Source organism: Wolbachia endosymbiont of Nasonia giraulti, assembly GCF_048054155.1.
In the GTDB taxonomy this organism is placed as follows: domain Bacteria; phylum Pseudomonadota; class Alphaproteobacteria; order Rickettsiales; family Anaplasmataceae; genus Wolbachia; species Wolbachia pipientis_C.
The window spans coordinates 1-8,008 of record NZ_JAFEVH010000042.1; the positions used below are offsets into that span (position 1 = coordinate 1).

Below are 8,008 nucleotides of genomic sequence, written 5' to 3' on the forward strand. Positions count from 1 at the left end.
AAAGGTAGAGCAAAAGTGGATTACTGCTTTGCCTAATTGGGCTTTAACTATGTCTCAACTTGATATCTTTTTTCCTGGTAGGTTAAAAATTGAGTTGAATTGAAAATGCGGTTTGACACACTTTTTTGAACGTTCCCATTGAAAATGCGGTTTGACACACTTTTTTGAACGTTCCCCATTTGGTTTATTGCTTCAAAGTTATTTTCGCTTTCTTGTTTACTGTTGTTACTCATGTTAGCTCCTATTGAAATGGCATATACAGACTGGTATGAGGCTGTTACTTTCTTATACTTTACAACATGTCATAATAGGGTGGTGCCTCCTCAGGTAACATATCATTTAATTTAGCGGTTAAATCTGCTAGATCTTTTTGTAACCCTTTACTTTTGTTGCCTATAATATCTTGCAAACTTGCAACTTTATCTTGCTCTTCTTTTAACATACTATTCAACCTATTAATAAGTTGTTCATTAATATTATTAGCTAATTCATCAAATGCTTTTTTAACAGTATCACCACTAACCGCTTTCTTAAAGTCCTGTATATCCTTACCACTACCTGTCTTAAGTGTAATAAGACCAAGAGCGCTTATAAGTTGTTCTTCATTATTAGCACTTTGTAAAAGGTTTTGCGAGTTCTCACTCATATAAATTACCTCCATAAATTATTAAAGTTTAAATTATTTTTTAGTTTCACATGCACACTGTTGATTTATCAATATCCAAGTTCACAATAAATGATCTGTTACTGCAAACTCAGCATTAACATCTTGAAGAACGTAAGTTGATGGATGTGCATCATTCCAATTTGCTTCACTCTCCTCAGGAAGCATTCGTTCAACCTTACTCATAAGGTCTTTTATTTTTTCATTTTGCTCGTTAAATTTCTCCTTCAATGCATCAAGAATAGCTTTAGAATGACCTTTACTATCAAGATTACCAATCACAGATATAACTTTCTCGTGAGGCAATTTGTGAATAATATCTTTAAGCTCTCCTGCACCTAAATTATCCAAAAGTTCTTTAAACTGCTCATGAGACATACTATGAGCAAAAGCTTTAAGTTTTTCTGGGTTGTTAACTAAAGACTTAACAACCATCTGAATCCTATCAGAATCATCAGTTAACTCTCGAGCTACTATTGCAAGTTTCTCATGGTCTAGCTTATTAATTAAATTATGTAATTTATCTCCTTCTAACATTTTTACTAGAGTTGGAAGTCGATCTTTTAATGCTTTATGTAAAAGAGTGTTGAAAGCTTTCTCATCTGCATCTTTTATTAATTCTACAAACTGATCATTGCTCATTGTATTAATAACTTCCTGAAACTGATCCATTTTCAAGTGAGGGAAAATTTCTTTTACTTGATCTAGGTTAAAGTCTTTTACTAAGTTTGCAACCTGATCCTTATTTAATAAGGGGACTATTATTCCTAACTTTTTTGAATCCAATGTGTGAGTAAGGGCTTGTAATTGATGATTGGTTAGATGATCCACTAAAGCTAGGAATTGGTTGTCTGTTAAGTTCTCTGCTAAAGCCTGCAACTGGTTTGAGCTCAACTTAGGAACGATTTTTTGTAATTGCTCGTTGCTAAAAGTATTGGCAAGAGTTTTGAGTTGGTTGCTTGTGAGAACCTGAGCAAAGATTTTAGTAAACGTGTTAGATGACATCATTTCTTCCAATCCATTAGACAATATTATTTCTTTCAAATTACTATAATCATTATATGATATACTCTTGTTTAGTACTACACTGTGTAAGAGGCTAATAGTAGGCTCTTCAGAATCTCTGTCTATCATATTTCCTTGATAATCTGACAAGTAAATTTGATAATCATCACCGCTATTTTCAAGTGTAATATATTGGTATTCCACTGGTTCTATAAGAATACATGAGGATCCTTCTAACGATGCGGGTTTTATGCTTACCAACCTGTCATTAAAGTATGCAAGAGAAAGGCATGGTATTGAAGCAATTACATTTTTTGCTTGGTCACAGACACTAATGAAAGGATACTGTATTATTCCCGGTCTTACTTCAAATTTTGGGTAAAGAACACGCATTTCATCATCTGCAATATTAAATGCAATAGAAAAGTTGTTTGTACCGTTCAGACTTTTTTTTGCCGATTCAAAATCGAAGCTAGAGTCGGTTTTAATTCTAGATTTTATTAAACATTCACCTGACTCTTTATCAAATATACTTAATTCGTAACTTTTGCCTTTTACCAGAGATAGTACTTCATCTAATTCTACTCTATAATAATTTCTATCATCATTAAAATTATTATCAACAGATCTTTCTTGCTTCATTGTACAGAGGTTTAGCTTTTCTCCATCTTCTTTCAGGCACAACATTTCTACAGTAAATGTCTTAACATTATATGGCACAATACCTTCTTCAAGTTGGCACATCTGCAAGGGTAAACTTAATTCTATTTCGCTTTCATCATCTAACGCTTCAAAATTCACTTTGGCAAGATTATATTCAGAATATTTTTTCTGCCCTGTACCGTAGGGAGATTGTCGAAACTGTTCAAAAATAGGAATATCGTTAGTATCACTAAAAGATTCTCCAGGCACCATTTTAAAAACATGTTTTTTTCCACTCATAAGTATTACCAAACCAATTTAATTATAGCTATTCTAACATTTATTGATTAATTTATTACTAAGTTGATATATATTAGAATCATAATAACAAACATCACTTGTGTTAGGAAAAGTTATAAGAAGAAATAGGGATTTTTGGGAAAATAGATTAAAATAAGCTGCTTTGACAGGATTTATAGTATCCTAGGGATAATATGGATTGGTGGAGGCAAGCGGGATCGAACCGCTGACCTTCTGCGTGCAAAACAGATGCTCTACCAGCTGAGCTATGCCCCCAATTCTTGCTTAAAGCATAAATCACTCACGCTGAAATGCAAGAAATATTTATCTGTTATGCTATTACTCAATAGTGCGCAAACTCTGCATTTATGTATAATTCTCTATCTTTTTAGAGTTGTATCTCAGCTTTGCCAAATAAATCTGTTAATTAACAAGAAATTTTCCTTCAAAAATTTTTAATTAAATTATCACTAACGCAGTATATTATATAATTTATTTAACCACGCATGAAAATTTTAGTTTGATTAAAACAGATAAAAACTATATTACTGTTTAGTATATCTGAAAAATAAAATGATCCCGTAGCTCAGCCGGTAGAGCAACTGACTTTTAATCAGTGGGTCACGCGTTCGAATCGCGTCGGGATCACTTAGAATCTTAAAAGCATGCTAAAAGAACAGGACAAAATATTCACAAACTTAAATGGTAAAGAAACACCACTACTTGAGGGTGCAAAAAAACGTGGTAGTTGGCAAAAAACAAAGAAATTACTGGATTTAGGATCAGAAAAAATCATTGAGGAAGTAAAGAAATCTGGCTTGAGAGGTCGAGGGGGTGCAGGATTTTCTACTGGCCTTAAGTGGAGCTTTATGCCTAAAAATCCTTCAAAAGCGTATTTAGTAGTCAATGCAGATGAGTCAGAACCTGGTACGTGTAAAGATAGAGATATATTACGATATGAGCCACATAAGTTACTTGAGGGAATTCTTCTAGCTGGCAGAGCGATCAGCGCATCAGTTGCATATATTTATATCAGGGGTGAATTTTATAATGAATATTTAGTTCTAAAAAAGGCACTTGAGGAAGCCTATAAAGAAAACTTAATTGGAAAAAATGCCTGCAAATCAGGTTATGATCTTGATGTATTCATTCACAGAGGTGCAGGAGCTTATATATGTGGAGAAGAAACAGCTCAACTTGAATCAATTGAAGGAAAAAAAGGCTTTCCTCGCATGAAACCTCCATTCCCTGCGGGTGTTGGACTTTTTGGCTACCCAACCACAATAAACAACGTTGAAACTATAGCCATGGTTCCAGATATTCTAAATCGCGGAGGAGAGTGGTTTGCATCTCTGGGTAAACCAAATAATACTGGCACTAAGGTCTTTTGCATTTCAGGGAATGTAAATAATCCATGTAATGTTGAAGAAGAGCTCGGAATTTCACTGCGTGAATTAATTGAAAAATACGCAGGTGGAGTGAGAGGAGGTTGGGATAATTTACTTGCTGTAATACCTGGTGGGTCTTCAGTCCCATTAATTCCAAAATCTATATGTGATACTATTGAAATGGATTTTGATTCATTAAGGGCTGCACAATCAGGGCTTGGTACTGCTGCTGTAATAGTGATGGATAAATCAACTGACATAATAGCTGCAATAGAAAGATTATCACATTTCTATATGCATGAGTCCTGCGGACAATGTACACCATGCCGTGAAGGCACTGGATGGATGTGGAGAATTATGAGAAGAATGGTAGCAGGAAATATTAAACCTGGTGAAGTAGATAAGCTACTTGACCTTACAACTCAAATAGAAGGGCATACAATTTGTGCACTTGGCGATGCTGCAGCTTGGCCAGTTCAAGGATTAATCAGACATTTTCGTCATATAATTGAAGAGAGGATAGTAACTTAACTTATACTTTTAAATGATTTTACTACTTAGCAGCTAAAGTTAAAGAATATTGATTTCCTTCCCTTTTAGGTGCTAATTCTACTTTTGCAATATCTTCAGCGTCTCTAATTAGCCGTTCTAACTTTTTCAGTCCAACTTCAGTGTTTATAAGCTCTCTCCCTCTAAATCTCATTGTGACTTTAATTCTATGTCCATGCACAAGAAAATCCCTTGCTTGACGCAATTTTGTTTCGTAGTCGTGATCACCAATATTAGGACCCAGTTTAATTTCTTTTATAGTTAATGTTTTTTGTTTCTTTTTTGCTTCACTTGCCTTCTTTTTTATATCATACTTTTGTTTGCTATAGTCCAGAATCTTACATACTGGAGGAGTTGAATCAGGTGCGATTTCTACCAAGTCTAAATTAACACTTTGTGCAACTTCCAAAGCTTGTTCTATTGGAACAATTCCGACCATTTCACCACTATGATCAACTAAGCGTACCTCCTTAGCTGTGATGAGTTCATTAATTCTGTTTTTATTGTTCTTTTTGACTTGCAAATTTTAGCTCCATTAATTCAAATTAATAATTTTTAACAGCAATTCAGTAGCATTCTCCAAGGAAAAAGACCCCTGTTTTTCCGATCCTAAATTTCTCACTGACACAGTTTTATTTGTAACTTCATTTTTGCCTATGATCCATAATATAGGTACCTTACTTGAACTATGCAAACGTATCTTATAGCTAATTTTTTCATTGGTCAAATCAGTTTTGATTCTCACACCTTGTTCTTTTAAAACGTTGCTGATTTCTGTAGCATAACCGTCAGCCTCATTTGTAATGGTCAGAATAGCAAGCTGTGTTGGAGCAAGCCAAACTGGAAATTTTCCTGCATAATTTTCTATTAAAATTCCAATAAAACGCTCAAAAGTTCCAAGAATTGCCCTATGTAACATGACAGGGTGATGCTTGTGCCCGTCTGCTCCTATATAAAAAGCTCCAAGCCGCTCCGGTAAAATAAAATCAACTTGCAACGTTCCACATTGCCAATTTCTACCTATTGCATCTTTCAAAACAAACTCTAACTTTGGACCATAAAATGCACCTTCACCAGGATTAAGTTCATAACTAAGCCCTGCTTCTTTAACTGCTTCAAGCAGTGCTCTTTCAGCTCTATCCCACACTTCATCATTACCTGATCTAGTATCTGGACGGTCTGAAAATTTCACAGAAATTTCATTGAACCCAAGTTCTGAATATACTTCTTTTAAAAGGTCACAAAACTTTACAGTTTCAGAATTCACTTGTTTTTCCATACAAAAAATATGTGCATCGTCTTGCGTAAAACCACGCACTCGCATCAGTCCATGCAATGAGCCTGAGCTTTCATTTCTATGGCATGTGCCAAACTCTGCCATACGTATCGGTAAATCACGATAGCTTCTGATGTGAGAATTAAAAATCTGCACATGACAAGGGCAATTCATGGGTTTTATTGCTAGCTTTTTACTTTCAGATTCATCGATAATGAACATATTTTCACGAAACTTATCCCAATGTCCCGATTTTTCCCACAGCTCTTTGCTTACTAAAATAGGTGTTTTTACCTCAAAGTAGCCATTGTTCATTAACTTTTTTCTGATGTAAGACTCAAGAACATTATATAAAGTATATCCCTGTTCATGCCAAAAAATCTGCCCAACAGCTTCCTCTTGAATGTGAAATAAGTCCATATCCTTAGCAATTTTGCGGTGGTCGCGTTTTTCTGCTTCCTCCAGACGTTTAAGATAAGTATTTAATTCATCCTTATTTCTCCACGCGGTGCCATATATTCTTTGCAACATTGGGCCCTTAGAATTGCCACGCCAGTATGCACCTGCTACTTTCATAAGTTTAAACGCTTTAACTCTGCCAGTTGATGGTGAGTGCGGACCACGACATAGGTCTACAAAGTTGCCTTGTTTATAAACAGTTAGGTTTTCGTTTTCTGGTATTGATGAGACAATATCAACCTTGTATCTTTCACCTATATCACTAAAGAAATCAATTGCCTGCTTACGAGTCCAAACTTCTCGGACGAATCTGTGGTTACTTTTTATAATTTCCTTCATTTTTTTTTCTATTGCAGTAAGATCGTCCGTGGTAAAGGTACGATCTGTAGCAAAATCATAGTAGAAACCATCTTGAATTGTTGGCCCGATAGTAATCTGAGTATTAGGAAAGAGCTCTTTTACTGCCTGCGCCATTATATGAGCAGCATCATGCCTTATTATATCTAAACCCGCTTCGTCACTCAGTTGTATTACCTCTATCTCTGTATCAGATTCAATTTCACGTGAGAGATCATACAACTCACCATTTACCTTAAAGGCAATTGCTTCTCTCAAAGCATCCGGTTGTAATATATCAAAGCCAGTGACTCTACCACTGTATTCTTTTACTTTTTGTTCGGCTAAAAAGGTAACTTTTATCATTCATTAGACCTTTTGTCATCCCAATGCTTGACACTGGGATCCATGTTTCTTTCTTTTCTAGATTCCAGCGTCACGCGCTGGAATGACACCAAAAGGTGAGCTACTGATCTTTCAGTTAAATAACAGTTGTACAAGAGATCTATTACATACTTGCTGTAAGAAATTTTAATTGTTGACATACCTAGTTAATAATACGGCCTATTCTTTTTTAACCTGAGTGCAATTGCTTCTTCCCAAACTTCACCATTACGCAATAGCTTTTCTTTATTGTACATTAGCTCCTCTCTTGTTTCAGTAGCAAATTCAAAGTTAGGACCCTCCACAATTGCATCAACTGGACATGCTTCTTGGCAAAATCCGCAATATATGCATTTTGTCATGTCAATATCATAGCGTGTGGTGCGGCGACTACCGTCTTCTCTTTCCTCTGCTTCAATAACTATTGCTTGAGCAGGGCAGATAACTTCGCATAACTTACAAGCTATGCATCGTTCTTCACCATTTGGATACCTACGCAACGCATGCTCACCACGAAACCTTGGACTTAAAGGGCCCTTCTCTATAGGATACCTCAAAGTAACCTTTGGCTTAAACGTATATTTTAATGTAATAACAAACCCTTTAATTAACTCTACAAAAGACCAGTACCAAGCTAATTTCTTGAGCATAAAATATTTAAAACTTGTGTCAGTCATTATAAATCATATTATCAGTTTTCAAAATAAATATTTTTACCTGACAGTTTTTCTATACAATATGTTTACTAATACTGCATTAATATAAATTAGCAAAATAAGTCAAAATCTTTTAGATTAAGTCTTTTAAATTGCTAAGTAGTTTATATAAATAATGACAAACACAAATGAAACTATTTTCGCTTTGTCGACCGTATTTGGTAAGTCAGGAGTTGCAGTAATCAGAATTTCAGGCAACTACGCGCTTAAAGCTTTAAATCATTTTCATATTAAGAAAGAAATTAAACCAAGATTTGCTACTTTAGTTGATCTATATGATGATTCCAGT

The 8,008-nt window shown here is 34.9% G+C and carries 6 protein-coding genes, 2 tRNA genes and 1 pseudogene; 3 read left to right on the forward strand and 6 right to left on the reverse strand.

Annotation, left to right across the window (positions count from 1 at the left end; all coding sequences use genetic code 11):
* Window positions 1–292: 292 nt before the first annotated feature.
* From JR312_RS05100 to JR312_RS05110, 3 genes are all read right to left on the reverse strand, one after another.
* Window positions 293–646, reverse strand: coding sequence for a hypothetical protein (locus tag JR312_RS05100; protein ID WP_214303161.1), 354 nt, complete (start codon window positions 644–646; stop codon window positions 293–295).
* Between the two features lie 81 nt (window positions 647–727).
* Window positions 728–2,611: a magnesium and cobalt transport protein CorA gene (locus JR312_RS05105; protein WP_416647886.1), complete on the reverse strand. Its 1,884-nt coding sequence runs from the start codon at window positions 2,609–2,611 to the stop codon at window positions 728–730.
* Between the two features lie 200 nt (window positions 2,612–2,811).
* A tRNA-Ala gene (locus tag JR312_RS05110) sits at window positions 2,812–2,887 on the reverse strand.
* A gap of 299 nt (window positions 2,888–3,186) precedes the next feature.
* Here JR312_RS05110 and JR312_RS05115 point away from each other — a divergent pair.
* Window positions 3,187–3,259: transfer RNA gene (locus tag JR312_RS05115), tRNA-Lys, on the forward strand.
* A gap of 17 nt (window positions 3,260–3,276) precedes the next feature.
* Window positions 3,277–4,530 carry an NADH-quinone oxidoreductase subunit NuoF gene (nuoF, locus tag JR312_RS05120; protein WP_264330668.1) on the forward strand — a complete coding sequence of 418 codons (1,254 nt, stop codon included), beginning with the start codon at window positions 3,277–3,279 and terminating at the stop codon, window positions 4,528–4,530.
* Between the two features lie 22 nt (window positions 4,531–4,552).
* Here nuoF and infC read toward each other — a convergent pair whose 3' ends face one another.
* The 3 genes from infC to nuoI all read right to left on the reverse strand — a co-directional run bounded on the left by infC (window position 4,553) and on the right by nuoI (window position 7,653).
* On the reverse strand, window positions 4,553–5,071 hold the full coding sequence (gene infC, locus JR312_RS05125; protein WP_416647887.1) for a translation initiation factor IF-3: 519 nt from the start codon (window positions 5,069–5,071) through the stop codon (window positions 4,553–4,555).
* A gap of 12 nt (window positions 5,072–5,083) precedes the next feature.
* Window positions 5,084–6,985, reverse strand: a complete 1,902-nt coding sequence (thrS, locus tag JR312_RS05130) for a threonine--tRNA ligase (protein ID WP_416647888.1) — start codon at window positions 6,983–6,985, stop codon at window positions 5,084–5,086.
* Window positions 6,986–7,170: 185 nt separating this feature from the next.
* Complete coding sequence (gene nuoI / locus JR312_RS05135) at window positions 7,171–7,653, reverse strand: NADH-quinone oxidoreductase subunit NuoI (RefSeq protein ID WP_416647889.1); 483 nt, start codon at window positions 7,651–7,653, stop codon at window positions 7,171–7,173.
* A gap of 181 nt (window positions 7,654–7,834) precedes the next feature.
* Here nuoI and JR312_RS05140 point away from each other — a divergent pair.
* Window positions 7,835–8,008 (forward strand): annotated as a pseudogene (locus tag JR312_RS05140) (tRNA uridine-5-carboxymethylaminomethyl(34) synthesis GTPase MnmE); the annotation flags it as partial.